Annotated in this window: 25 protein-coding genes; 4 read left to right on the top strand and 21 right to left on the bottom strand. The window is 51.2% G+C overall.

From position 1 onward, the window contains the following. Positions 1-30: 30 nt before the first annotated feature. From GOM71_RS15175 to hisS, 3 genes are read right to left on the bottom strand one after another with little or no spacing between them, the layout of a single operon-like run. Positions 31-786 carry a tRNA threonylcarbamoyladenosine dehydratase gene (locus GOM71_RS15175; RefSeq protein ID WP_156282538.1) on the bottom strand — a complete coding sequence of 252 codons (756 nt, stop codon included), beginning with the start codon at positions 784-786 and terminating at the stop codon, positions 31-33. A gap of 25 nt (positions 787-811) precedes the next feature. Beyond that, positions 812-2,605, bottom strand: a complete 1,794-nt coding sequence (gene aspS, locus GOM71_RS15180; protein WP_156282540.1) for an aspartate--tRNA ligase — start codon at positions 2,603-2,605, stop codon at positions 812-814. A gap of 38 nt (positions 2,606-2,643) precedes the next feature. Continuing rightward, the gene (gene hisS, locus GOM71_RS15185; protein ID WP_156282542.1) at positions 2,644-3,894 is read right to left on the bottom strand and encodes a histidine--tRNA ligase; all 1,251 of its coding nucleotides are present in this window, start codon (positions 3,892-3,894) and stop codon (positions 2,644-2,646) included. 607 nt (positions 3,895-4,501) lie between these two features. Between hisS and GOM71_RS25015 the strand changes: the two genes are divergently transcribed. Further along, positions 4,502-4,591, top strand: coding sequence for a hypothetical protein (locus GOM71_RS25015; RefSeq protein WP_367649629.1), 90 nt, complete (start codon positions 4,502-4,504; stop codon positions 4,589-4,591). A gap of 262 nt (positions 4,592-4,853) precedes the next feature. Here the strand turns inward: GOM71_RS25015 and GOM71_RS15195 are convergent, their stop codons facing one another. The 10 genes from GOM71_RS15195 to GOM71_RS15235 form a co-directional block, all read right to left on the bottom strand. Beyond that, positions 4,854-5,333 (bottom strand): DinB family protein, encoded by a 480-nt coding sequence (locus GOM71_RS15195; protein WP_156282544.1) that lies wholly within the window; start codon positions 5,331-5,333, stop codon positions 4,854-4,856. 267 nt (positions 5,334-5,600) lie between these two features. Continuing rightward, on the bottom strand, positions 5,601-5,768 hold the full coding sequence (locus GOM71_RS23905) for a hypothetical protein (protein ID WP_173275659.1): 168 nt from the start codon (positions 5,766-5,768) through the stop codon (positions 5,601-5,603). A gap of 88 nt (positions 5,769-5,856) precedes the next feature. Further along, positions 5,857-6,300: a D-aminoacyl-tRNA deacylase gene (gene dtd, locus GOM71_RS15200; protein ID WP_367649624.1), complete on the bottom strand. Its 444-nt coding sequence runs from the start codon at positions 6,298-6,300 to the stop codon at positions 5,857-5,859. A gap of 26 nt (positions 6,301-6,326) precedes the next feature. After that, on the bottom strand, positions 6,327-8,507 hold the full coding sequence (locus GOM71_RS15205; protein WP_156282548.1) for a RelA/SpoT family protein: 2,181 nt from the start codon (positions 8,505-8,507) through the stop codon (positions 6,327-6,329). Positions 8,508-9,125: 618 nt separating this feature from the next. After that, positions 9,126-9,641, bottom strand: a complete 516-nt coding sequence (locus tag GOM71_RS15210) for an adenine phosphoribosyltransferase (protein WP_367649630.1) — start codon at positions 9,639-9,641, stop codon at positions 9,126-9,128. A gap of 45 nt (positions 9,642-9,686) precedes the next feature. Then, positions 9,687-11,723, bottom strand: coding sequence for a single-stranded-DNA-specific exonuclease RecJ (gene recJ / locus GOM71_RS15215; protein ID WP_367649625.1), 2,037 nt, complete (start codon positions 11,721-11,723; stop codon positions 9,687-9,689). A gap of 33 nt (positions 11,724-11,756) precedes the next feature. Continuing rightward, the gene (locus tag GOM71_RS15220) at positions 11,757-12,668 is read right to left on the bottom strand and encodes a cation diffusion facilitator family transporter (RefSeq protein WP_156282552.1); all 912 of its coding nucleotides are present in this window, start codon (positions 12,666-12,668) and stop codon (positions 11,757-11,759) included. A 6-nt stretch (positions 12,669-12,674) separates the two neighbouring features. After that, complete coding sequence (secF, locus tag GOM71_RS15225) at positions 12,675-13,595, bottom strand: protein translocase subunit SecF (protein WP_367649626.1); 921 nt, start codon at positions 13,593-13,595, stop codon at positions 12,675-12,677. After that, entirely contained in the window at positions 13,585-14,820 is a 1,236-nt protein-coding gene (gene secD, locus GOM71_RS15230; RefSeq protein ID WP_156282554.1) for a protein translocase subunit SecD, read from the bottom strand. The genes secF and secD overlap by 11 nt, the downstream gene beginning before the upstream one ends. Before the next feature lie 88 nt (positions 14,821-14,908). After that, positions 14,909-15,148 (bottom strand): post-transcriptional regulator, encoded by a 240-nt coding sequence (locus GOM71_RS15235; RefSeq protein WP_156282555.1) that lies wholly within the window; start codon positions 15,146-15,148, stop codon positions 14,909-14,911. A 173-nt stretch (positions 15,149-15,321) separates the two neighbouring features. Here GOM71_RS15235 and spoVB point away from each other — a divergent pair, with 173 nt between their 5' ends. Further along, the gene (gene spoVB, locus GOM71_RS15240; protein ID WP_156282557.1) at positions 15,322-16,908 is read left to right on the top strand and encodes a stage V sporulation protein B; all 1,587 of its coding nucleotides are present in this window, start codon (positions 15,322-15,324) and stop codon (positions 16,906-16,908) included. 54 nt (positions 16,909-16,962) lie between these two features. Here the strand turns inward: spoVB and GOM71_RS15245 are convergent, their stop codons facing one another. Beyond that, positions 16,963-17,676 (bottom strand): YetF domain-containing protein, encoded by a 714-nt coding sequence (locus GOM71_RS15245; protein WP_483311049.1) that lies wholly within the window; start codon positions 17,674-17,676, stop codon positions 16,963-16,965. Positions 17,677-17,950: 274 nt separating this feature from the next. Between GOM71_RS15245 and GOM71_RS15250 the strand changes: the two genes are divergently transcribed. Together GOM71_RS15250 and GOM71_RS15255 are read left to right on the top strand one after the other, a co-directional pair. Then, on the top strand, positions 17,951-18,343 hold the full coding sequence (locus tag GOM71_RS15250; protein WP_156282561.1) for a TIGR04086 family membrane protein: 393 nt from the start codon (positions 17,951-17,953) through the stop codon (positions 18,341-18,343). A gap of 87 nt (positions 18,344-18,430) precedes the next feature. After that, the gene (locus GOM71_RS15255) at positions 18,431-19,261 is read left to right on the top strand and encodes a phosphatase PAP2 family protein (protein WP_156282563.1); all 831 of its coding nucleotides are present in this window, start codon (positions 18,431-18,433) and stop codon (positions 19,259-19,261) included. A 72-nt stretch (positions 19,262-19,333) separates the two neighbouring features. On the opposite strand, the gene yajC is transcribed toward GOM71_RS15255, so the two are convergent. The 7 genes from yajC to ruvC form a co-directional block, all read right to left on the bottom strand. After that, positions 19,334-19,654, bottom strand: coding sequence for a preprotein translocase subunit YajC (gene yajC, locus GOM71_RS15260; RefSeq protein ID WP_156282565.1), 321 nt, complete (start codon positions 19,652-19,654; stop codon positions 19,334-19,336). A 20-nt stretch (positions 19,655-19,674) separates the two neighbouring features. Next, positions 19,675-20,811 carry a tRNA guanosine(34) transglycosylase Tgt gene (tgt, locus tag GOM71_RS15265; protein WP_367649631.1) on the bottom strand — a complete coding sequence of 379 codons (1,137 nt, stop codon included), beginning with the start codon at positions 20,809-20,811 and terminating at the stop codon, positions 19,675-19,677. Between the two features lie 199 nt (positions 20,812-21,010). Beyond that, a complete protein-coding gene (gene queA / locus GOM71_RS15270) occupies positions 21,011-22,057 on the bottom strand; it encodes a tRNA preQ1(34) S-adenosylmethionine ribosyltransferase-isomerase QueA (protein WP_367649627.1) in 1,047 nt (348 codons plus the stop codon). 6 nt (positions 22,058-22,063) lie between these two features. Continuing rightward, positions 22,064-24,154: a SpoIID/LytB domain-containing protein gene (locus GOM71_RS15275; RefSeq protein WP_156282567.1), complete on the bottom strand. Its 2,091-nt coding sequence runs from the start codon at positions 24,152-24,154 to the stop codon at positions 22,064-22,066. A gap of 28 nt (positions 24,155-24,182) precedes the next feature. Beyond that, positions 24,183-25,184, bottom strand: coding sequence for a Holliday junction branch migration DNA helicase RuvB (gene ruvB / locus GOM71_RS15280; protein WP_156282569.1), 1,002 nt, complete (start codon positions 25,182-25,184; stop codon positions 24,183-24,185). A 19-nt stretch (positions 25,185-25,203) separates the two neighbouring features. Further along, positions 25,204-25,845 (bottom strand): Holliday junction branch migration protein RuvA, encoded by a 642-nt coding sequence (ruvA, locus tag GOM71_RS15285; protein WP_156282571.1) that lies wholly within the window; start codon positions 25,843-25,845, stop codon positions 25,204-25,206. Further along, positions 25,842-26,342 carry a crossover junction endodeoxyribonuclease RuvC gene (gene ruvC / locus GOM71_RS15290; protein ID WP_156282573.1) on the bottom strand — a complete coding sequence of 167 codons (501 nt, stop codon included), beginning with the start codon at positions 26,340-26,342 and terminating at the stop codon, positions 25,842-25,844. The genes ruvA and ruvC overlap by 4 nt, the downstream gene beginning before the upstream one ends. Positions 26,343-26,347 lie beyond the last annotated feature (5 nt).

Consider the following 26,347-nt stretch of genomic DNA (forward strand, 5'->3'; position numbering starts at 1 on the left):
GGGAACAGCCTTTTTATGTTCAGCTTGCAATTAAACTTCGATTCCAGCCTTGCTCAGCATATCCTGGACGACAACACTGACCATGACCAGTCCGGCTACCGGCGGCACAAATGCATTGCTGGCAGGCGGCTGCTGCGCTTTGCGAATTTCCGGCGCGTTCTCGGGAACGATGCGCTGGGTTACATCCTCGCGCGGCTTCTTCGGCAATTCATCCGAGAAGACTACCTTTACGCCGCGTTTGATGCCTTCTTTGCGAAGCTTCGTCCGGACGACGCGAGCGATCGGATCGGTGTGGGTCTTGGAAATGTCGGCGACGCGAAAGCGCGTCGGGTCCATTTTGTTAGCCGCGCCCATGCTCGAAATGATCGGAATGCCGCGTTCCAGACACTGCTTAATTAAGTGAATCTTATACGAGATCGTATCCGATGCATCCACTACATAATCAAGCGGATAAGCAAACAGCTGCTCGTACGTTTCTTCCGTATAGAACATCCGCAGCGAAACGGCGTCGCAATCCGGGTTAATAAGCTTAATCCGGTCGCGCATAAGATCAGCCTTCGGCTGCCCTACCGTCGTCGTCAATGCGTGGATCTGACGGTTAACGTTTGTAATATCGACAACGTCTTTGTCGATCAGAATAATGCGTCCTACTCCTGTACGGGCCAGCGCCTCGGCCGCAATCGAGCCGACGCCGCCGATGCCGAGCACGGCAACCGTGCTCCCCTTCATCAGCTCAAGCCCTTCGGGACCGATAGCCAGCTCCGTGCGCGAAAATTGATGCAGCATATCGTTGAGCCGCCTCCTTCGCCAATTAAGCTTGCGTCTTAGCCGCTTCCGGCTTCGGCTTCAATACTGTGCGGATGTGCAGCTGTTCCAGCTGGGACGGCTCAACTTGCGACGGAGCATCCATCAGCAAGTCGGTCGCGTTTGCCGTTTTCGGGAACGCAATCGTTTCGCGCAGGTTCGTTCTGCCTGTCAGCAGCATGACCAGACGGTCAAGGCCGAATGCGATGCCGCCGTGCGGAGGCGTGCCAAATTCGAACGCGTCAAGCAAGTAACCGAAGCTTTCATGCGCTTGTTCCATCGTAAAGCCAAGCGCTTTGAACATTTTTTCCTGTACGTCGCGTTTGTAAATCCGCATCGAGCCGCCGCCTACTTCGTAGCCGTTAAGGACGATATCGTACGCTTGCGCGCGGATTTTGCCCGGATCGGTATCGAACAGGTGCAAATCTTCGTCTTTCGGGCGAGTGAACGGATGGTGCTCCGCCACATAACGTTTTGCCTCTTCGTCCCAGCCAAGCAGCGGGAAGTCGACTACCCATGCGAATTTGAACTTCGAATCGTCGATCAAGCCAAGCTCGCGGCCTACTTTCAGGCGCAGGTTGCCAAGTACGTCAGCAACAACTTTCTTCTTGTCGGCCGAGAACGTCAGCAAGTCGCCTTCTTCCACTTGCAGACGCTCTGTCAGCGCTGCGATTTCTTCCGGTTTCAAGAACTTAACGATTGGACCTTTCCATTCGCCTTCTTTAACCGTAATCCATGCCAGGCCTTTACCGCCGTAGCGTGCAGCGAATGGCTGCAGATCGTCAAGCTCCTTGCGGCTCCAATGGCCGCAGCCTTTTGCGTTGAACGCCTTCACGACGCCGCCGCTTGCCGCAACGCTCGCGAACACTTTCACCTCGCTGCCTGCAACAATATCGGTAATATCTTCGATTTCCATGCCGAAGCGAAGATCCGGTTTATCCGAACCGTATTTGTTGATTGCATCTTCATACGTAATGCGTTGGAACGGCAGCTCCAGCTCGACGCCGATCGTCTCGCGGAACAAGCGGGCAGCAAGCTGCTCCATCATGCCGAGCAATTGATCTTGCGATAAGAACGACGTTTCGATGTCGACTTGCGTAAACTCCGGCTGACGGTCTGCGCGGAGGTCTTCGTCGCGGAAGCAGCGGGCGATTTGGTAATAGCGTTCGATACCGCCAACCATAAGCAGCTGCTTGAAAATTTGCGGCGATTGCGGCAAAGCGTAAAATTCGCCGTCATGCACCCGGCTTGGCACCAGGTAGTCGCGCGCGCCTTCCGGCGAGCTTTTCGTCAGAATCGGCGTCTCAACGTCGATGAAGCCTTCGCCGTCAAGGAAGTCGCGGAAAATTTTCGTTGCTTTCGAGCGGAGAAGAAGCGTTTTGTGCATTTCCGGACGACGGAGGTCCAGGTAACGGTATTTAAGGCGAAGCGACTCGTCCACTTCTACGCCGTCTTCAATCGGGAATGGAGGCGTTTTTGCGCTGTTCATAATTTCGATTTCAGTAACGCGGACTTCGATTTCGCCCGTAGCAAGGTTTTTGTTTACCGTTTCTGCATCACGCTCTACGACTGTGCCTTTCACAGCGAGCACAAACTCGTTGCGGGCGCGATCGGCAATGGCTAATGCGTCGCCGGAGAAATCAGGGTTGAATACGATTTGCACGATACCTGTGCGGTCGCGCAAGTCAATGAACAATACGCCGCCAAGGTCGCGACGGCGTTGTACCCAACCGTTCAGCGTAACGGTTTGGCCGATATCGGCTTTCGTTAAAGTGCCGCAGTTTTGCGTTTTAAGCATCATAAAAATCAAGCTCTCCATTCAAATGTATTTTTAGTTGGTTATACTGATTGTTTAATTTCGCGGGCAAGCTCATTCAACGGAACAAGCTTTTGCTCGCCGTTTGCCATATCTTTAAGTCCGATTTCGCCTTTTGCCAGCTCATCGTCGCCAAGAATAGCGGTGAAACGGGCTTGAAACCGGTCCGCCGATTTCATTTGCGCCTTCATTTTACGGCCCAAATAGTCGCGTTCCGCGCGAATTCCCGCTCTGCGCAGCTCGTAGACGAGCCTTGCCGTTTCTCTTTCGGCAGCTTCGCCAAGGCCAACGACATAAACGTCGATTTGGCTGTCGTTTGCTTGCTCAGCCTGCTGCTCCAGCAGCATGATCGTCCGCTCGAGGCCAAGACCAAGACCGATGCCCGGCTGATCCGGTCCGCCGATTTCAGCGACCAGTCCATTGTAACGGCCGCCGCCGCCAATCGTATCGATCGCTCCGATGCCTTCGCGTTTATACTCGAACGCGGTATGCGTGTAGTAATCCAGGCCGCGAACGAGACGCGGGTTGATTTCGTACGGAATGCCCATATCGGACAGATACGCTTGCAGCTTGTTGAAATGCGTGCTGCACTCTTCGTCCAAGCTGTCCAAAATCGACGGCGCGTCCTCAAAATGCTTCTGATCCGTCTTGCAATCGAGCACGCGAAGCGGATTACGGTCGATGCGGGACTGACAGTCCTTGCACAGCAGCTCGTGCTTCGGTTCCAAAAATGCGAGCAGCCGCTCGCGGAACGCCGCGCGCACGCTTGGCGTGCCGACAGAATTGATTTCCACGCGTACGCCTTCAAGGCCCGCTTCTGTATAGAACGAGTAGCCGAGAGCGATGACTTCGGCATCAAGCGCCGGATCTACCGCTCCTAGCGCCTCCACGCCAAACTGGTGGAACTGGCGGTAACGTCCCGCCTGCTGACGCTCATAACGGAACATCGGCCCGATGTAGTAAAGCTTGGATACGTCCGGTTCGCCGTACAGCTTGTTCTCCACATAAGAACGGACAACGCCCGCCGTCCCTTCCGGACGAAGCGTGACGCTGCGGTTGCCGCGGTCGGTGAACGTATACATCTCTTTCTCGACGATATCCGTCGTCTCGCCTACGCCGCGTTGGAACAATTCCGTCGATTCGAAAATCGGCGTGCGAATTTCGCGAAAATTGTATCGGCGGCAAATATCGCGAGCGATTCGCTCGACATGCTGCCAACGTTCCGAAGTTCCAGGCAAAATATCCTGCGTGCCCGGCGGTTTTTGAAATGCCATGCTTTTCCCTCCTGACCCCTCTTTAGTTGATTTCATTGTTTTCGATAGCTGCGAACTGCGCATAGACGCAAAAAGACTCTCGTCGCTGGCGACTCGCGTCGTCAGGGACGAGAGTCTGAACTCCCGTGGTGCCACCCAATTTCCGGAACGCTCCAGCCGATAAGACTGTCTCAATTCCGCTCATTAACGGTTAACGCCCGTCCTACGCAGAACGGCTACTGAATGTTGATGCGCAGTAACGCACTCAATCGTTCGCCGGCTGTTCTCCGGAAAGTCTGTTCATCCTGCCGCCATAAAGACGCTTGCAGCCTAGGCGTCTCTCTCTGGATATGCTTTGCGGGATTACTCGGTTCCATCATCAAATCAATTTAGAGAATACTAATAATTTATTTTACCTTTCTGTTTCTCAAAAGTCAAGGGAACGACTCCTGCACGAACGCAATCCAAGCTTTCGCAGCCCGCGGCAAATAGCTGTTGCGGCGCCATACCAGCGCTAATTCCCACGGAATTATCCTGTACTTGCGAATCCGCAATCCGATCGCAAAAGGTTTATTGCTCGGAACGCTCCCACGCTGCAGGCATAAGCAAAGCGTTCGAATACAGTTCGCTGTCCGGCTCCGCCGCAGTTGTCGCCATGCTCGTTACCGCCTTCGTTACGCTTTGCGCAACGCCTTGGATCATATCCCTCCTTATGTAGGATGCGATATGATCCTTTTTTACGAAAATGGACAGAAAAAAACCTACATACACGAGGCTGTAGGTCCAAAAAATTTATATTTTTAAAAAGGGGGTCGAGTTCTATTATAGGTTAATGATATTAAGGAACCGTTATAAATTGATTACAGAAATATTACAAAATAGAAAGCGGTTTATTCTGATTACTGTCGAATTAACACCGTCCAAGCCTGCGAGTAACAGGTTCCGTCTGAGGTTAAAATTTTCTTCATAACCGGAAAGAATCAAATTACCGATAAAATTTGATTCTTATGATGAAGATCATGTTCGATAAATTCGTGAATAATGTAAAGCAATGAATAGGGAGTGTCTGTATGTGGGCAGTTTACTACGCCGTTCACGGCCACATGTTTAGTGGCAATATCTGGATTGGATAGCAATACTTCAATCAATTCAAGACGGGTTTGTTTGAATTCATCGAGCAGATGATTTTTAGAAATGCCCGAACGAGCATACTCATAAGCTTTTTGGTTGAACGAATCGAATTCCGGAAAGACCATTCCTTCGCCATTTTTTATCGAGGGGATAATCGTATTAATGAGGTAATGATCCCAATTTTTAAGATGTGAAACAATTTCTGCTGCTGTTGCTTTTCCTTCAGCGATTGGAGTTAACCAAGTGTTATCGTCCAAATCTCTTAATGTATCCATCCACTCAATAAGCTCTTTATAACGATGAATCGTTTCTTTTCCTAAAATAATCATATCGGATCCCCCAGGTTAATCGAATTAACAATACGAGAACATACGATCCCATTTTATCCTATATTATCCCAGGTTGCAAGTCACTCATTTTAGAAAACAGCGGCAATTTAAAATATATAATGTCTTGTAAGTTTATGTTCCAAATTGTCCATATAAAGAAAAATGACGTTCAAAACTGTTGTCAGTTTGAACGTCAATTCGATTACCAATTTGATGTGTTGCACCTCAAAACGGAATCCGTTATGTTGCGGACCGGACGGTTTAGTTCTATCGAACGGGTTTATCGTACCGTTCGCCTTTCGGGCTGAATGCCCATTCCTCTGCCGCTTCAATATCGCCTTCAAGCTCTGACCATATCAGCGCTTCTCTGCGGTCTGCATGGATCAGCCTTCTTGCCGTTCGCTCCATGCCTTGCTCCTTGCGGGACTGATGCATCTCAGGACTCCTTCGCGCTAACGAAATTGCCTGCGCACATGCGCTGGCATTGTCCTTAGTGTTGCCCGCAGCAGCCGCTCGCATTCCCCTATTCCTTGCTGTCGACGATTAAAGTAACCGGTCCCCAATTCAGAAGCGATACGTCCATCATCGCTCCGAATACGCCGGTCTCGACCCGCAATCCCGCCTTACGAAGCGTTTCATTAAACAAATTGTATAACGGCTCCGCCGTCTCCGGCCTTGCCGCCGCCATAAAGTTCGGACGCCGCCCCTTGCGGCAGTCGCCATAAAGCGTGAACTGGGAAACGGACAAAATTTGCCCGCCGACATCCGTGACGGAATGATTCATCTTACCTTGCTCGTCTTCGAAAATACGCAGGCCTGCCACCTTTTCCGCCATCCATCGCACGTCCGCTTCGGTATCTTCATGCGTAATGCCGACAAGAAGAACAAGTCCAAAGTCGATCGCGCCCGACAGCGCTCCTTCGACCGTTACTTCTGCTTTCTTGCTGCGCTGTACAACAACTTTCACTTTCGTAAATCCTCCAAGCCTCAGTTCTAGCTGTTCATAATGCGCTGCACCGAATAAATATCCTGCACCCGCTTAATCTTCTCAACGACCGAAGAGAGGTGGTCGATGTTGCGGATGAGCACCGTCATATGAATGAGCACCATTTTATTTTTAACCGAACGGCCGGTTACGGCTGAAATATTCGTCTTGCTCTCCGATACGGCTTGAAGCACTTCGTTCAGCAAGCCGTTGCGGTCATGTCCGGTAATTTCAATATCTACGCTATAGTTGGATTCCGTCGAGTTTTCCCACTCGACTTCAATGACGCGTTCCGCTTCCTCTCCGCCCTCGCCGAAAGGAATGTTCTGGCAGTCCATCCGATGAACGGATACACCGCGTCCCCGTGTAATATAGCCGACGATTTCGTCTCCCGGCACCGGATTGCAGCAGCGCGCAAAGCGAACGAGCAAATTATCGATGCCTTTGACGGTGACGCCATGCGTAGGACGGCTCTTGCGGCTGCTCGCCTTCGCTTCCTTCATTTCATTAGTAAGCTCGACGTTATTGCTTTTCTCCGCTTCCTTGCGCATCTTCTCGGTCAACTTCGTGCAAATTTGCGCTGCGGTAATGCCGCCGAATCCGATTGCCGACATCATATCTTCAATGTCGTTGAACGTATATTTGGACGCCGCTTCCTGCAATTTATCTTCCGTCAGCCATGCGGAAGGCTCCAGCCCCATCCGCTTCAATTCGCGCTCGAGCATATCGCGGCCTTTCGCGACATTTTCCTCGCGCTTCTCTTTCTTGAACCATTGGCGGATTTTGCTGCGCGCATGCGACGACTGAGCAATTTTCACCCAGTCCTGACTTGGGCCGTAGGAATGCTTCGACGTCAAAATTTCGACGATATCGCCCGTTTTCAGCTTATGGTCCAGCGGCACGATCCGGCCGTTGACCTTCGCGCCAATCGTCCGGTTGCCGACCTCCGTATGAATCCGATAAGCGAAATCAAGCGGAACCGAACCTGCCGGCAGCTCGATCACTTCGCCGTTTGGCGTAAATACGAATACGAGGTCGGAGAAAAAGTCCATTTTGAGCGATTCCATAAACTCGGATGCGTCTCTTGTCTCATTTTGCAGCTCCAAAATTTCGCGGAACCAGGACATTTTATCCTCAAAGCTGCCGCCTGGCACGAGCGAGCCTTCTTTATACGCCCAGTGTGCAGCGATACCGTATTCCGACGTTCGATGCATTTCGACCGTACGGATTTGCACTTCTGTCGGCTCGCCGTTTGGTCCGATAACCGTCGTATGGAGCGACTGGTACATGTTCGCCTTCGGCATTGCGATGTAGTCTTTGAACCGGCCCGGCATCGGCTTCCAAAGCGTATGGATAATGCCAAGCGTCGCATAACAATCTTTAATGTTCTCCACGATAATACGAATGGCCATCAAATCGTAGATTTCATTAAACTGCTTGTTTTTCGCCGTCATCTTCTTATAAATGCTGTATATATGTTTAGGGCGACCTGAGATATCTCCCTCAATGCCCATTTCTTCAAGCTTTTCTTTAATGCGCGTAATGACGTCCGTAATGAATTGCATCCGCTCCGCGCGTTTCTTCTTCATTAAGTTGGCGATCCGGTAATATTGCTGCGGATTCAAATAGCGAAGCGCAATATCCTCCATCTCCCACTTGATCGCGGAAATACCGAGGCGATGCGCAATCGGACAAAAAATTTCGAGTGTCTCATAAGCGATTCGCCGCTGCGCTTCCTCCGATTGAAACTTGAGCGTGCGCATATTGTGCAGCCGGTCTGCCAGCTTAATAAGAATAACGCGGATGTCCTGCGCCATGGCGACGAACATTTTACGATAATTTTCGTTCTGCTGTTCTTCTTTGGAACGGAAACGAATCTTCTCCAGCTTCGTTAAGCCGTCGACAAGCATTGCGCAAGTTTCGCCAAATTTCGAACGCACCGTTTCCAGATCTACGGTCGTATCTTCAACGACATCATGAAGCAGCGCAGCGATAATCGACAGCACGTCCATCTGCATATCGACCAAAATGTCAGCCACTGCTACCGGATGCAAAATATATGGCTCTCCCGATTTGCGCACCTGTCCATGATGGGCTTGCTCCGCAAAGACATAGGCTTCTCTTATGCGTAATAAGTCCTGTTCCTTCATATAGGCCGATGCCTTTTCGAGTAACTGCTCAATGCCCATGAAAATTCCTTTCTGAAAAGAGTCTCAGTTCGACTCCGATTCCGAAATTCCGAGTTTTCTTCATATTATCCTGTAATAGCGGCTTTGCGTCAACTGCGAGACGCTGGCAGATTAAAATATTTACTTTGCAGTAAAGCATGGTTTGCCGCTTGAGCCGGTATCGTAATAGGGACGCAGGTCCCTTGACCCGGGCTGCTGTCGATGGAAACGCCGTACTCTTTGCCGTAATACAGCTGTATGCGGTCATTGCCAGTTTCATAATCATCTGAAGCTGCTTCTCGACTTCGCCAAACGTAGCCAGCCGGCTGATCGAAGACAAGGTGTGAGACGAACGTTGCGACTCATCATATCGAAAAAACGGCCCTTCACTTGCAAAGGATCGATGTTGGCGTTGTCATAATAAATTTCAGGGAGCGTTTCATGAATCCGTTCGCAAAAATTTGTCCGGAAAATGTATCCGCTGCCAACTGACACGGCATGTCTATTCCATGATTTTTCTGCCCGGAATAGCTAACATAAGATGCGATAAGCATGCAAAAAAAAAAAGAACCGGTCCCGTCAGCTGCATACAGCTGCCTACGGAACCGGTTCTTTGCTGCGGATTGCGGAGCAATCCGATTATTCGTACTTCATCAGAGTAGCGACCTCAATGCCGTCAAGCTTCTCACGGCCAGTCAAATAAGCAAGCTCGATCAAGAAAGCAGCGCCTACAACTTCGCCGCCAAGCTGGCGGACTAGGTTAATCGAAGTGGCAATTGTACCGCCTGTTGCAAGCAAATCGTCGGCGATCAGCACGCGTTGTCCAGGCTTAATCGCGTCTTTATGCATCGCAAGGCTGTCTTTGCCGTACTCCAGATCATAGCTTGCTTGAATCGTTTCATAAGGGAGCTTGCCCGGTTTGCGGATTGGCACAAAGCCAACGCCCAGCGCCAGCGCCAGCGGAGCGCCGACTACGAAGCCGCGCGCCTCTGGACCCGCAATGACGTCGATTTGCAAATGCTCGACCAGCTTGCGCATTTCATCGATTGCAGCGCGATAAACCGGACCGTTGTTCAGCAATGTTGTAATATCTTTGAAACGAATGCCCGGCTGCGGGTAATCGAGAATGACTCGGATATAATCTTTGAAGTTCACTTGGTTGTTGCTCATTTCGTATTCAATCCTTTCATATATACACCATTATGCCAAATCAGAGTAATACACATGAGGCGCGAATCGTTGATCCGCCTGACGCTTCTCCGAACAGTAAAGCTCGGAAGCGGATAAATCGCGTTTTTGCGGCGCAGGCACGATAACGATGTGGCTGCCATCAAGCTCGATAAAGCCTAGCTCGCGGAATACGTCCAGCATCATGCTGTTCGTAGCTTCAGGCCAGCCGAAAAGCTCCTCCAACGTCGCCGCGAGCCCTGCGATCGGCGCGCGCTTCCATTCCCGCAGCTTCTGGTAAACCTGACCGAAATGCTCGCGGGCCGGAAACTTCGCCGCCTCATCGCCAACATGCAGATCATGGATAAGCAGCTGCGGCTTACGCTGTCCGTTCCATTCGTTAACCGAGAGCTCGCCGATCAAGCTGACCGCGGATCCGGCATGAAGCAGATCCGCCAGCTCGCCCTTGCCGAAAGCGACCGCTTCCAGCACAGAACGCCCTTGACCGCGAAGCGTCAATTTCAGATGCTTGGATTCTTTCCCCATCGTACGTCGATCCGCCAGCTCCGCTTCTTGAAATAAAAGCCGCGGAGACGGATTGCCGGCTCCGAACGGCTCAAGCTGAGACAATTGCGTGATCGTCTCGATGCTAGCATCGTGAACACCGCATACGAGATCGACAGCTGTCTTCGGAATCCAGTCCTGCTCTGTCAGCCACTGATCTGCCAATGAACTAAGCTTTGCTTCAAACTCCGGCAATCGGTGGCGATGAAGGCTCATACCCGCCGCTGCTTGATGGCCGCCGTAATGATCGAGCAGTTCATCGCATTCGGTAAGCGCGGCATGCAGATCATACCCATCGATCGAACGCGCTGAGCCTTTGCACATTCCGCTTTCAGCGTCAATGCCAAGAATGACGACGGGCTTATAATGTCTGTCAAGCAGCTTCGAGGCAACGATGCCGATGACGCCGACATTCCAGCCTTCGCCCGCAAGCACAATAACAGAAGGTTCCGAAACGCCCTGCGCGCGAGCCGTCTCGACCTTGTCCGCCCATTGCTGAGCAGCTTCTTTCACAATGCCGTCAACGATCCGCTGACGCTCTTTATTCAGAACATCCAGCGATGATGCCGCCAGAATCGCGTCGTCATATTGATCGGTTGTCAGCAGCTCAACCGCCCTCTTCGCATGATCAAGCCTGCCCGCCGCATTAATGCGCGGCGCCATGCTAAAGCCGACGGTCATCGAAGTCACTTGATCGAGCTCGAAGCCGGATGCTTCCGCCAGCGCTCGAAAACCGATATTGCTCGTATTCCGAAGTCTCGCAAGACCGCTGCGAACGATGAATCGATTCTCTCCGGTAAGCGGCATGATATCGGCGATTGTGCCTAAACAGACAATATCGCTCCACTCCATCGGCGGACGTCCCATTAACGCATGCGCCAGTTTGAAAGCGACGCCGACGCCTGCCAACCCTTTATACGGGTAAGGACAGTCCTCCTGCTTCGGATTAACGACCGCGCATGCTTTCGGCAACAATTCCGGCGGCTCGTGATGGTCGGTAACGACGACGTCAAGTCCCAGCTCTTTCGCAAACTCGATTTCTTCATAGGCGCTAATTCCGGTGTCAACCGTTACAATCAGTCCTACGCCATCCGCGGCCGCAAGCTCAAGCGCTTTTCGGTTTAAGCCGTAGCCCTCAAGAGAGCGGTGCGGTATATAATAATCGAAATGATAGCCAAGCTCGCGAAATACATGAACGAGCAACGAAGTGCTCGAGACGCCGTCGGCGTCATAATCGCCATAAATCCGCATCTTCTCGCCGTTCGCAGCCGCTTGCTGAATGCGCGCGACCGCCGACGCCATATCTTTTAACAAATAGGGATCATGCAGCTGCTCTTCTCCGCCTCTTAGAAAAGCCTCAGCTTCCGCAGCATTGCCTAATCCTCTCTGAACAAGCAGCTTAGCGACCAATGGCGGCACAGCGAGCGCGCCGCTTAATTGCATGGCGAGCTGCTCTGAATCTTTGCTCCAAGGCGCTAAAGTCCAGCGTGTCCTTGCCTCTATCACGCCGAGTTCAACCCCTTCCTTGCATAACTTGCTTTATTGAAGAAGCGTCGGCACCTGCTCCTGATTCGGATCGTGATTCGATTTGTACGGGAAGCCCGGATCGTAAGGCTCTACATAAATATGGACATCCGTCAAATGACTGAATCGAAGCATAAGCAAATGTTTGACCCGCTTCGCAATATCGTTTCCTTCCAGCACCGTCAGGCGCGGATTGACACTGATGACAGCTTCCGCGGCAACATAGTGACCATGCTCCTTCGCCCGCAGCGACTCCACTGTAATTACGCCCTCTACGCGTTGGATGAGCTGCATAATATCATCCGAATTCTCGTCGTATGCCTCTACGCTTTGCCCAGTCCGTACCGAGCCGCTAATCGATTTGCAGCCGCTAAGCACAACAATTAACGCTACGGCGATAGCTCCCGCCGGTTCAAAAAACAACAGCTTCTCTACCGATATCGCTTCCCCGATCAAAGCTGCGCCCGAACCCAGCAATGCGGCAAGCGATGACAGCAGTCCAAGCTGCCTCTCACGCATCGGGAGCAGCAGCTGCTGCACGACAATGCCCGCTACAATGGCAGCCAGCGCGCTCCAATGCGGAGCTTGCAACGGATGATCACCGGCTTCAACTATATCTTTAATCGCCGCGATTCCGATTTCAACGCCAGCGATGATGAAAACGACTGGCAGCAATAATACGGCAATGGCGCCGAACTTAGGCAATGCTTTCATTTCTTCAGAAGGCTTGCCCTTCTTGTTGGAGAAACCGGACAAAGCAGCAAAAGCGGCAGCCGCGCGCCCAGCCGAGCGAACCGCATCGGCGAGGAGCACTTTGCTGCCGGATATTACAGCTACAATCCCTTTAAACAACGCAAGCGCTGCATTTCCCCACAAATCCGTCCGACCGGCCGTCTCTGCTTCAGCATATCGTTGTTTGCTTGACATAATGACTTACACCGCCGTTTTCGCCGGTTGTTTAGCTTTAGGCTTTTGTTTGCCTTTAAGAACGAGCCAGAGCGGAGCCGCGATACAAATCGACGAGTATGCGCCGCTTGCGAGACCGATCATTTTCGCCAATGCAAACAGCTTGATCGATTCGCTGCCGAAAATAAACAAGCAGGCTGCGATGACGAGTACGGCAAGAACGGTGTACACGTTACGCGCCATCGTTTGCCATAAGCTCTGATTAACCATATCGCTAAGCTGCTCTTGGTTTTTAAATTTGCCGAAACGCAGATTTTCGCGAATACGGTCGAAAATAACGATTTTATCGTTAATCGAATAACCGATTGTCGTCAAGACAGCTGCGATAAACGGCAGATCGACTTCCAGCCTGAAGATCGAGAACAGCGCAACGACGACAAAAGCGTCATATAATATCGCGATGTTGGCTGCGACGGCAAAACGCCATTCGAAGCGGATCATCACATAAAGCATAATGAGGACGCTCGCTACGAGAACGGCGATAATCGTCTTTTTACCGAGCTCCTGCGCCATATCCGGCGATACGATACTAACTTCAGCCGAAACCTTGTCGCCGTATTTTGCTTTAAAAGCCTCTTGAATTTGTTTGACCTCGGTCTGTTCAAGCACTTCATCGAAGCGAGCCGATACGCGGTCGCCCTTGTCGCCGCCAACGGTCGGCGTTACATCCGCAAAGCCTGCGCCGCTAAGCACGTCCTTCGCGTCTTGTTGCGTCAGCTTCTTGCCGACGGAAATGTCCATGTTCGTGCCCGCTTTAAAATCGACGCCAAAGTTCATGTTGAAAATGAACAGCGATAAAATGCCGAGCACCGTCAATGCGATGGAAAAGGCAAAAAACTTGTTGCGATGTTTAACAAAATCGAAATGGACGGTCGTTTTATAGTTCACGGATTTCTGCCTCCTTCACGCCGTAATAGCCAGGTTTCTTAAACAGGTTGCTGCGGATGAGCAGTTGAATAAGCAGTCGCGCCAGAAAAATGTTCGTAACGATACTTACGAGAATACTGCAAATCATCGTTACCGCGAAGCCGCGAACCGCGCCGTTGCCGATAAAGTAAAGCACCGCGCAGGAAATGATATTTGTAATATTCGCGTCCATAATCGTCCGGAACGAGTTTTTCGAACCGGCTTTCAAGGAAGACAGCAAGCTCTTGCCGCTGCGAATTTCTTCTTTAATCCGTTCGTACATAATGATGTTGGCGTCAACCGCCATCCCGATCCCGAGCACGAACGCCGCAATGCCCGGCAGCGTCAGCGTAAAGTTCATCAGTTCAAATACGGCTACAAGAAGCCATGTATAAATAATGACGGTAATGCCGGCTACTACGCCAGGTACGCGGAACAACGCAATCAAGAACACAAGAATAATCGCCGTTCCGATGAGGCCGGCGGTTACTGTTTCATTCAACGATTCTTGGCCAAGCTTGGCTCCTACGCTTTGCGTATACTTCTCAGTCAATTTCAGCGACAATGCGCCAAGGTTGATCGTATCTCTAAGATCATTCGCTTCGTCAAGAGTGAAGTCGCCCGTAATTTGAGCTGTGCCGCCGCTAATTACCTGGTTGACCATCGGGCTGGAGATCGGGTCCTTCTCGTCCAAATAAATAGAAAGCGGTTTGCCAAGAAGCTTTGTCGTGACATCCTCAAACTTTTTAGCGTTTTTCAGCTTAATGGTAACATACGGATTGCCGATCGAATCATATTCGACGTTCGCTGCATTTTGCACAAAATCATTGCCGTTCAGCATAATGTTGCCGTCCGGGTCGCGGAATGTCAGATTGACCGGCTTGTTGATTACTTTTCTTACTTCCTCTTCGTTTGTAACGCCTGCGAGCCTAACGCGAATGCGATTCGTCCCCTCTGTCGTTATCTCCGGTTCGGAGATACCGAGCTTGTCCGCGCGGGCTTCCAGGCTTCTCGCCGTTTTGCGGAGCGATTCAGGCGTTACCTTCTCGCCTCCCTCAAGCGGAGAAGCTTCATACAGCACCTCAAAGCCGCCTTTTAAGTCAAGTCCCAATCGAATGTCTTTGACAAGTGCCGGGCTGCTCCATGCGATCACGCCAAACATAATGACAATGATCCCTAGGAAGGCTGCCAATCTCTTCCAATTCATACGTTCAAAGTCCCCCTTATGATCTCAATATTCCTATTATACTTGTGCGTAAAATACGAGTCAAAAAAAAAGAACCCTTCATGGATGATTAGAGATGGGTTCCCCGAAAAGCGTTCATCGTCATAAAATTCATAAACTTCGTCACCTTTAAAGACAAAATATCATTTACGATTTGATGAAGCTCTGGCTGACCGGTTTTCCGATATTTCTCGCTCACGCATTCCCAAATTTCCTTGCCCGTCACATGCTCGTAGCCAATGAGATGAAATTCTTCCGCCTTACTGTTGCACAATTGTTCAATCATTACGTTAAGCTCATCGCCTTCCATGCCGTTTCCTCCCGCTCTGATCGTATCGTCCGCAATGCGGCTATATATTCGATACGGCCAGCCTATATTCCTGCCTGCGGCGTTTAATACCTAAATTTGGAGTGTACATGATTCGGACGTGCCCCGCATAAAAATGATACCGAAAGCTTGTTTAGGAGAGATGAGGGGAACCGATGACGAAACAAAACTTTATTAAAGGGGCTATGATTCTGCTTGCGGCCGGCATCATCAACCGGATTCTCGGATTCGTTCCGCGAATTGCACTGCCCCGCATTATCGGGGCGGAAGGCGTCGGCCTCTATCAGCTAAGCTATCCATTTCTAACCGTATTGTTAACGATTATTACAGGCGGCATACCGCTAGCTGTCGCCAAATGGATCGCGGAAGCCGAATCAAGAGGCGATTCATCCAGAGTCAAACATATTTTTCGCACTGCAATGGGACTTGCCATCGCCCTTGCAATCCTGCTCACGACTGCGCTCCTGTTGTTCGCGCCATGGATTGCCAAGCATGTATTGCCGGATGATCGAGTATACCGCACCTTCATATCAATGACGCCTCTGATGCTCATTGTCGGCGTTTGTTCCGTGTACAGAGGTTATTTTCAAGGCAAGCAAAATATGATCCCGACAGCGGTGTCGCAAATCGTAGAAACCGTCATCCGCATTATTTGCTCGCTGTCATTCGCTTATATTTTGCTGCCTAAAGGGCTTGAATGGGCCGCTGCCGGAGCGATGCTTGGCGTCGTTGTAGGCGAGATTGGCGGTCTCATCGTCATGCTCATGAAGCATGCGGGCGAACTCCGGCGCAACAAAAATTTCCCTGCCGAAAACAGTTCTGCTGCGAAAGCGAAGCCGGAGAATACGGAGCCGACCGACAACATGCCGGTGCTGCAAAAGCTGTTGAAGCTTTCGATTCCCGTCACGGCAAGCCGCATGGTGGGCTCGCTGTCTTACCTGCTCGAATCGATATTTACGGCGCGAAGTCTTGCCGCTGCAGGTATTGCAACTGGCAAAGCAACGGCGCAATATGGCGCTCTCCAAGGGATGATCGTGCCTTTGCTGCTGCTTCCTACAGCCCTCACATACTCGCTTGCCTCCTCGCTGGTTCCGTCTTTATCGGAAGCTGCCGCCCGCGGCGATCGTTTGACGATCCATAAGCGAATGCACCAATCCATGCGGCTGGCGCTCGTCGCTGGAGCGCCTTTTGTCGTGATCATGGGGCTGTTGGCCGACCCGATCTGCCGCCTGCTGTACAACCATGCGGAAATCGCGCCGATGCTGCAGCTTATGGCCCCGGTCGGCATTTTTATCTATTTACAGGCTCCGCTGCAAGCCGCTCTGCAAGCGCTCGACAAGCCCGGAACAGCTCTTATGAACACATTTATCGGCGCGGTTGTTAAGCTCGTATTAATCGTTCAGCTAGCCTCCAAGCCTGAATTTGGCATTTACGGCGCTTTAATCGCCATCAATGTCAATATTGTGCTCGTTACGGGACTTCATTATATTAGTGTATTGCGATTTATTGGCTTCCGCATGAACTTGTTTGATTTCATCAAAGTAGGCGCGGCGATGGTCATTATGGGCGCCGCAGCCAAATGGATTATGGACCATCAGCCGTTGTCGCTGGAGTGGATCAACCTTATTCTATCGTGCTTGATCAGCGCGATCGTCTACTTGCTGCTTATGATATGGATGCGAATAATCGACCGTTACGACCTCATCCGAATTCCAATTCTCGGCCAATGGTTCAAACCGTAAGATGCAACGAGAAAGCCGCATCCGCAGCTCCAGAAGCAGCAATGCTTCTCTGGACTACGGACGCGGCTTTCGTTCGGAATCAATAAACAGCTTTCCTTTATGGTCAATCGTGCACAGAAATACGTCTTTAAAATCATGAACGCCTTGCTCTTGCAGCACATTTTTCAGCCAAAATCTCGTCTTGTCCAGCTTCTCCAGATTGCTATCCTGCACTTTGCCGTCCATAATAAGCGGAATTGGCAATATTTCGAAGCGGAACTTGCTCGGTATTACACTTTTTGGAGGGGTGTCCGACTTCGTTTCCGTCATATTGCCAATGCTGCCAAGGTCAAATTTCCGGCTTGCCGCTTCATCGTCAGACTCGTTTTTGACCTCGGAAGGCGATTTCGGAATGACGGAAAGCTTCCCTGTCGTTTCCAAAATGGCGAACTCTACATCAGCCAGCCGGCTAACGCCGTTTTCTCTCAGCTGCTGCATTAAATCATCCAGGTTATACCGCTGCTTTCGCATCACATCGCGATTGAGCTTTCCTTTGGCCATCAGAATACTTGGCTCACCGTCGAATAACAGGCGAAGCTTGCGGCTTTTCAGCCCAATGAGCGCCATTCCGACCTGGATTAACAGCAGCACGACCATCGGCATTACGCCTTCCCATAAAGGTCGGCCGATATCTTCGATAACGATAACCGCAATTTCCGCGATCATGACGGAGATCACGAGGTCAAACACTGATAATTTGCCGATTTCCCGCTTTCCCATAAAGCGCATTATCAGAAATACGACGAAGTAAATAATCACGGTTCGGACCAGCAGGCCCCAGAAATCCAATGAAAATCGCCTCCTCGAAACGGCCTTCTGAACGGCCAGTAAAGCTATTCTGACCTGCATTTGCCGGAGGCATACGAATTTAATCAGTACGAAATAATGGCAGTATAGCGTTGGTCTGGTTTAGAAATATTGCATCAGCCTTCTGACAGCTTGTTCTAAACTTCCCTGCTTGGCCATATCCATTATTAGGTATGATTATTCTAGGGGGGATACGATGAATCCGGTCAAACAGGTTCCCAAGCCGCCGCAAATCGGCTCACCGGTGCTGGCTGGCATTTTGTTTGCGTTAATATGGCTTGCTGCTGGCGCTTTGCTCTTGTCTCTTCTTCTTCACTTCAGCAATATGAAAGAAAACAACCTTCCAAACCTTTCACTAGCCGTACATGGCGTATCGTCACTTGCAGGCGGTTTTGTATCCGGCCGCAGGTCTGGTCGAAAAGGCTGGTATCACGGCGGACTGCTTGGCGTGATTTACGGCATACTTATTCTCATCATCGGCTTTCTCGCCGCCGACGCTTCTCTCAGCTTAAGAAGCGCGGCGCTTCTCGGCATTGCACTGTTAGCAGGCGCATTCGGCGGAATGATCGGCGTCAACACTAAAAAATAACTTATAAAAAACTTTCTCTAGCCGCATACTAGCTTTGCACCGCCTGCGGTCGCAAGGTATAGATGATGCTTTAGGAGGTTTTTTTCTTTGGTTTTGTTTCATTCGATGTGGTCTGTCTCCGCTTACACCGCCTTCACTGCTTTTCTTCTTATTTGGCTAGGCGCCGCTATTAATCCGTTTGCCGCTTCGGCTGCCTTTATTCGCAGCCTTGTCGGCGTGAAACGGTATGCATGGCATTTTATCGCGCTTATTCTCATCCTCTTTTGCAACAAAATGGAGCTTCGCATCGAGCAGCAAATGCTGTCCGCATACGATTTCACTTCAATGTTCCATGCCCTTGAGGGCAATATTGTACATACGATACAACTTCTATTCCGCAGCAAATGGCTGACCGCGCCGCTTGCCTTTATGTACGTTGTTGTGTTTCAAGCGATGATGCTGTCCTCACTCGCCGTATATACTGTACGCGCCGGTTTGAGCGCCAATAACGGAAAACTTTATTACGCCACCTGCTATTCGATTATGCTTAATTATTTTATCGCAATACCGTTCTTTTTATTTTTTCCGGTTAATGAAGTTTGGTCTTATGAAGCCAGCGGCGTATCCTTTCTCATGCTGGAAGCTTTCCCTGCCTTTGAAACGCAATATCGGCTGCTCTCCGGTCTCGACAATTGTTTTCCAAGCTTGCATACTTCTATCTCGGTCACGCTTGCGATACTGGCCTGCTATTCGGATAACCGCCGCTGGGCCGCCGTTGTCTGCGCTTGCTCTGCGGTCATTCTGTTCTCTATTCTCTATCTCGGCATCCACTGGGTTACCGACATGGCTGGCGGCATAACGCTGGGTATTGCCGCAAGCGTTGCCGGCTTGAAGCTGAGCGAATGGTCCGTCTATGCAGAAAGAAAGCCTGTAATCTGATCGCTGATTGGAATCAGCTTCAGGTTACAGGCTTTCGGCGGCAGAATTGCTGCCACTTTCATGCGATTTCAATTACTCCGTCGCAGCGGAAGGAGCGCTCGAAATAACGGAGTTAATTGCGCTGCGCTCGAACGTCAGCTTCGTCGTATCGTTTACGCGAAGAACGACGATATCGTCAGTCAGCTCAACGATCGTACCGTGCAAACCGCCGATAGTCGAAATTTTATCGCCTTTTTTCAGCTGGTTAAGAAGCGCGGTGCGAGCTTTTTGTTTCTTCTGCTGTGGACGGATTAACAAGAAATAAAAGACCGCGAACATAAGGATAAACGGCCCAACCATTGTCCAAATATTTCCTCCGCCTGCACCTGCATTATCTGCTAGAAATGTAGTCATCGTATTTGATTCCCCCCTTTCTAAAACCCTTTGTCGTTATCAAACAGTCCGTACGAGGTGAAAAAGGAATCCCGGAAGTCAAGCAGCCGATCTTCCATAATCGCCTGGCGAACGTCCCGCATGAGTTGAAGTAAGAAATGCAAATTGTGATACGTCGTTAAACGAATGCCGAATGTTTCGTCCGCTTTCAATAGATGGCGGATGTATGCGCGTGAATAGTTCTTGCACGTATAGCAAGAGCATTCCGGATCCAGAGGACCGAAGTCTTCCGCAAATTTGGCGTTGCGAATAACGAGTCGGCCTTGACTTGTCATGGTTGTCCCGTTACGGGCAATTCGAGTCGGCAGCACGCAGTCAAACATGTCGATACCGCGGATGGACCCTTCGATCAATGCGTCAGGCGAACCGACGCCCATCAAATAGCGCGGCTTGTTTGCCGGAAGCACCGGTACTGTATGATCAAGTACGTCATACATCAAATGCTTAGGCTCGCCAACGCTTAATCCACCAATAGCATACCCCGGGAAATCCATGGAAGTCAAATCTTTAGCGCTTTGCAGACGCAAATCTTTGTGCATGCCGCCTTGTACGATCGCGAACAGCGCTTGGTCATGCGGTCTTACATGCGAATTCAAGCAACGTTCCGCCCAGCGTGTCGTACGTTCAAGCGACTGCTTGACGTAATTATATTCAGCCGGATACGGAGGACATTCATCGAACGCCATCATGATGTCCGAGCCGAGCGCATTTTGAATTTCCATCGCCTTTTCCGGTGAGAGAAACAGCTTATCTCCGTTCAAATGGGAACGAAAATGAACGCCTTCCTCGGTAATTTTGCGCATCTCGCTTAAGCTGAACACCTGGAAGCCGCCGCTGTCCGTAAGGATCGGGCGATCCCAGTTCATAAATTTATGCAGTCCTCCGGCGCGCTTCACGATTTCGTGACCGGGCCTCAGGAATAAATGATACGTATTGCTCAAAATAATATGAGCGTCCATCGACTTTAACTCTTCCGGACTCATCGTCTTTACTGTCGCTTGCGTGCCGACCGGCATAAATGCAGGCGTCTCGATTACGCCGTGCGGCGTATGAACGCGTCCAAGGCGGGCGCCGGATTGCTTGCATTCTTTAATAAATTCGTATTTTACTGCCACTATACACTCTTCCTTTTCGGGTTATGTTATGTTAGCGGGGAGGAGTTACTGCAAGAAAAGTTGGACTCCGGTCGCTGTTGTCTTCTGATTTCTTTTATTACAGTCGCTTTGCGGTTGAAATCAGAATGCAAAGGCGAACGCTGACGCTCCTCCGGCTCAACTTTTCTTTCCGTCTCTCCTCTGCTCCATCACATTTGTTTTATTAATAAATAATCATGGCGTCGCCGAAGCTGAAGAAGCGGTATTGCTCGCGAACGGCTTCATTGTAGGCGTTCATGATGGTGTCGCGGCCGGCTAAGGCGCTGACCAGCATCACAAGCGTAGATTTCGGCAAATGAAAGTTGGTAATAAGCGCGTCAACGAGCTTAAACGAATAACCCGGATAAATGAAAATATCCGTCCAGCCGCTGCATGCTTCGATCGGCTTGCCTTCAAGCCTGCCGGCAACCGTCTCCAGCGTGCGGGACGACGTTGTCCCAACCGCGACCACTTTGCCGCCGTTCGCCTTCGCCTCATTAATAATGCGGGCATTCTCCGCATTCAATTCGTAATATTCGGAGTGCATCTCGTGCTCTTCGACCGTTTCAGACGACATCGGCCTGAACGTTCCAAGACCGACATGAAGCGTGACAAACGCAAGCTTGACGCCCTTGTCGACGAGCTGCTGCAAGAACGCTTCGGTGAAATGAAGACCTGCAGTAGGAGCCGCCGCCGAGCCTTCATGCTTGGCATAGACCGTCTGGTACCGCTCGCGCTCCTCAAGCCTTTCCTTAATATACGGCGGCAGCGGCATTTCACCAAGCCGGTCCAGCAGTTCTTGGAAGATGCCTTCGTACTCAAAGCGAATCGTTCTAGCGCCCATATCGCCCTCATCCTCGGCAATCGCGCGCAGCAGCGGTTTGCCGCTTCCGTCATCGCCGAACCAAAGCTCGGAGCCCGCTTTAAACCGTTTGGCCGGTTTAGCGAGCGTCTCCCAGCGATCACCTTCCAGCTGCTTGAGCAGGAGCAATTCTACCTTGCCGCCTGTATCCGGCTTTATACCGGTCAACCTCGCCGGAATGACTCTCGTATCATTAAGTACGAGAACGTCGCCCTCGTTCAAATAATCGGCTACGTCGGTAAACCGGCGGTGTTCCAGCTGTCCGTTCCGCTTATTCAAAGCGAGCAAGCGGGAATCCGTCCTCGTCATTAGCGGCGTCTGTGCGATCAAATGCTCCGGCAATTCAAAATCAAACAAATCCACATTCACTTCATATCATTCCTTAGCGATGGTTACATCTTTATAGTAGTATTTCAATATATAGGAATAGTCATACCCTTGCTGCGCCAGTCCAAGCGCGCCATACTGGGACATGCCGACGCCATGGCCGTTGCCTGTGCCAATGAACCGGAAAGATGTTTCTTTGGTCGTGGCGCGCACCTTGCCGTCTCCGCTGAGCACAAACAGATTGTCATCTTGCTGCTTTACTTTGCCGTCTGCGCCGATCGTGTAGATCGGTTGCGCCGATGTTGACCTCGTGCGCGTCTCTCCGCCAGCGCCGATCATCGTTACTTTAGCCGTCTCGTCCACTTGGAATAGCGTGCTTGGAAGCCCGCCTAATGCGCCGCGAAGGCTGTCCGGATATTTAATCGGGAGCGGCGATCCGTTCACAAGCATTTCCGTGACGCGGCCGGACACGCCTTGCTTGCTGATTTCCAGCGATGAGATGGGTCCTGACACTGCAGATGACGTCCTCCCTTTCATCGAAGCGACCAAATCGTTCGAAGTGAAAGGCCCGCGAATCCAAGACATTTCATTATTTTGCACGACACGATCCAAAATTGCAACCTGCGTGCCTTTGCCAAGCTGCCCAACAAGCGGCACCGAGTCTTGAATAATCGGCAGCACGCGCACCTTCGTGCCTTCCGTATTGACTTTCATCGTTTTAACGCCCGCTTGATTGACCTCTCCTGTATCATCGAGCAAGTCGTCTCGCACATACCCTGTCAAACCGCTCGGGAGTGCAACGCGATACCATTGATGCAAGTTTTTCTCCGAAACTTTATCTGGACTGGACACCGTTTGCAAGTAAGCGACGGAGTTGCCCCAAATTTCTTTTGCATCCGCAGTCTGTCCTCCAGCGCTTGAAGAGAATAACGCCTCGATTAATTTGCCTTTATAAAGCATAACCTCTCCTGCGGTCTCATCGACCGCTCGGATCGTCTCCGGCTTTTCCTTCTCTGTCCCGTAATAGGCTTGGCTTGTAACGCTGTCTACGACATGGGCGATCTGAAATCCGAAGCCTTGATAAAGCGCATAGGTTCTAGCGGACACCGCTTGCGCTTTCAGCGCCTCAATCGACCACGATGGGCTCATCTCGCCGCCGACAACCGAATACAAATAATGCTCGAAAGGCAGTTCATTGATAACAGCCAGCTTGCCGTTGAACTCGCTAAGCTCGAACTCGCCTCTATACGTACGGTTGGAACGCTCCGTCAGTTTGATTGAAGCCGTTGAACGCGGCGCAACCCATACTTTCGCCGTTCCCGCAGGAAATGCGAATAGCTGCGCCGGATTTGCTGCTTTTCCGCTTGTCGTATGGTCATTGCGATACAACAAGTACGGTTCTGCGCTTGCTTGTTTCAAAGTTGCGCCGGCAGCTCCTGCTTTCTTCTTAATTAACTCCAGACTAGCGGCATCCGCTTCCGCGCCGACCATAACGGTATAGCTAGCCGCGCTGCGTTGAGCAATATAAGCATCAATGCCTGCCGCGCTGAACGTGTCTGCCGCTTTCACTGCTTCATCGCGCGTCTTATAGGCTGCGCTCTCGAGATGCAACGGTCCTGACAGAACAGGAGCGACTCCGCCGGCAATGCCGAGCAATTCGCTGTCCGCGCTCCATTTCTTCAATGCAGCCGCCGCATCTGCCGCTGTGCTGTAGCTTCCTTCCGCCACTTGATAAACCGTTTTTCCGTTTTTCGTCAGCGATGTAATAAATCCGGCTCCAGATGCGGACTGAATACGTTTTTGCACTTTGAGAGCGGTATCAAAGCTTCCCGTCTCCACAATCTTTACTTTATAATCATCCACCGCAAACTTTGCCGGCACATCCGCTCCGAGAGTCGTCCATGCTTCCGTCCCCGACGGTTTCCGCATGCCGACAGACAGACCGCCGGATGACGACAGTGTAGCAACAGGCGTATTGACCTGATATTTCCCCGGAAATTGCAAAAAGATGGCGACTCTTATCGAATCCAGCTTCGGCACTGCGCCTAGTGACGGCTTCGCCGTCCAAGTCGAAATGAGCAGCAAGCCAATGATCGTCAATAGCGTTAACCGCCGATAGGACCAACGGTTTGTTTTCATGCGCTAATTTCTCCTTTCGCGTACTTCATTATCTTTCAGGAACCGGCAATCCGAGATGTCGATAGGCTTGATCAGTCGCAATGCGGCCGCGCGGCGTCCGCTGCAAAAATCCGATCTGCATTAAGTAAGGCTCGTATACATCTTCAATCGTTTGACTTTCCTCACCTATTGAGGCGGCTATTGTATCCAGTCCGACAGGCCTGCCGGCAAATGTAGTCATCATGGCAAGCAACATTTTGTGATCGATGCTGTCGAGGCCCATCGGATCGACCTGCTGAAGCTCCAGCGCCGCCATCGCGATTTCATGCGTAATAATTCCGTCGCCTCGTACTTGGGCAAAATCGCGAACTCGCTTCAATAGTCGGTTAGCAATCCGCGGCGTTCCTCGAGAGCGCATTGCGATCTCTTGCGAAGCTTCGCCGATAATCGATATATCGAAAATTTCAGCCGATCGGGAAACGATATACGCCAGCTCATCAACCGTATAAAATTCAAGCCGGCTAATGACGCCGAATCGGTCTCGCAGCGGTGCGGACAACAATCCGGCTCTCGTCGTCGCGCCGATTAGCGTGAAGGGCGGCAAATCAAGCCTTACCGACCTTGCGCTCGGCCCCTTTCCGATCATAATATCGAGCGCGAAATCCTCCATTGCCGGGTACAGCACCTCTTCTACCGTCCGATGAAGCCGATGAATTTCATCAATAAAAAGAACGTCTCCCTCTTGCAAATTCGTCAGCAATGCCGCCAAATCGCCCGGACGTTCGATCGCCGGTCCAGAGGTCGTGCGCAGATTGACGCCAAGTTCATTGGCAATAATGTTGGACAGCGTCGTTTTGCCGAGCCCCGGCGGCCCGTACAACAGTACATGATCCAGCGCTTCTTTGCGAAGCTTTGCGGCATCAATGTAAATTTTCAGATTTTCCTTTGCTTTAGACTGCCCGATATATTCAGCCAAATAGCGCGGACGCAAGCTAAGCTCCATTGCCTGCTCGTCCATCATTAAATTAGCGGAAATGATTCGATCTTCCAACTGCGTTCAACTCCTTCCGTTACCCCTTGAACAGCTGCTGCAGCGCTCGTTTCATCAAGGAATCCACCGTTTCGTCGGCTGTTACGCTCGGCTGCAGCGAAGCCCATGCTTTATCGAGCTCAGCTTGCGTGTATCCGAGCGAGGCCAGCGCCTCGCGCGCTTCCTCCCATGCCGTTCCAGTCCCTTGCATACCTGCGGACAATGCTGAACTCGGCGCCGAAGGCGCTAAACCGGCGGCCGCCAGCAGACCGGCATCAGAAACAAAGCCGGACAGCTTGTCTTTCAAATCGAGCACCATACGCTGCGCCGTTTTTTTGCCGATTCCCGGAAGCTTGGTCAGGAAAGCGAGATTTTCCTGATGAATGGCCGCAATAACCGCATCGGGACGCCCCCCTGCCAGAATGCCAAGCGCAACGCGCGGACCGATGCCGGACACTTCGAGCAGCTTGCGAAACAATGCCTGCTCCTCTCGCGTTTCGAAGCCGTACAGCAGAACCGCATCTTCGCGGACATGATGATGAATGAATACCGTTATCGCTTCTTCTTTGCCGGCGAAGGCATAGGGATTCGGCGTGAATACCCGATAGCCGACGTCACGGACTTCCAGCACAATATATTCCGATTCCAAATGGGCTACCAAGCCTCTTAAAAAATCGATCATCGACGCACCTCGTTTATTTTTTGCGCCATTACGGCGGTATGAGCATGGCAAATCGCAACGGCCAGCGCGTCTGCGACATCGTCCGGCTTCGGTATGGCGGACAGCCTCAGAAACATTTTGACCATTTCCTGCACCTGTCGTTTTTCCGCCTTGCCGTATCCGACAACCGACTGTTTCACCTGCAGCGGCGTATATTCGGATACCGGCAATCCGCGCTGCGCCGCAGCCAAAATAATGACGCCTCTAGCTTGCCCGACGTCAAATGCGGTCGTTACGTTCCGGTTGAAAAACAGCTTCTCGATCGCGACGCAATCCGGCTTGTATTTATCCATCAGTGCGGCGGCCGAATCATATACTTGAAGCAGCCTCTCCTGGGACGGCGTACCTGCTGCCGTCTGTATGCAGCCGTACTGCACAGGCGTAAGCTTATGACCAACTTTATCGATAAAACCAAAACCCGCTATCGCAATGCCGGGGTCTATTCCTAGTACACGCAAGCTCC

The sequence above is a fragment of the Paenibacillus sp. NEAU-GSW1 genome, assembly GCF_009737085.1.
Classification (GTDB): Bacteria; Bacillota; Bacilli; order Paenibacillales; family Paenibacillaceae; genus Pristimantibacillus.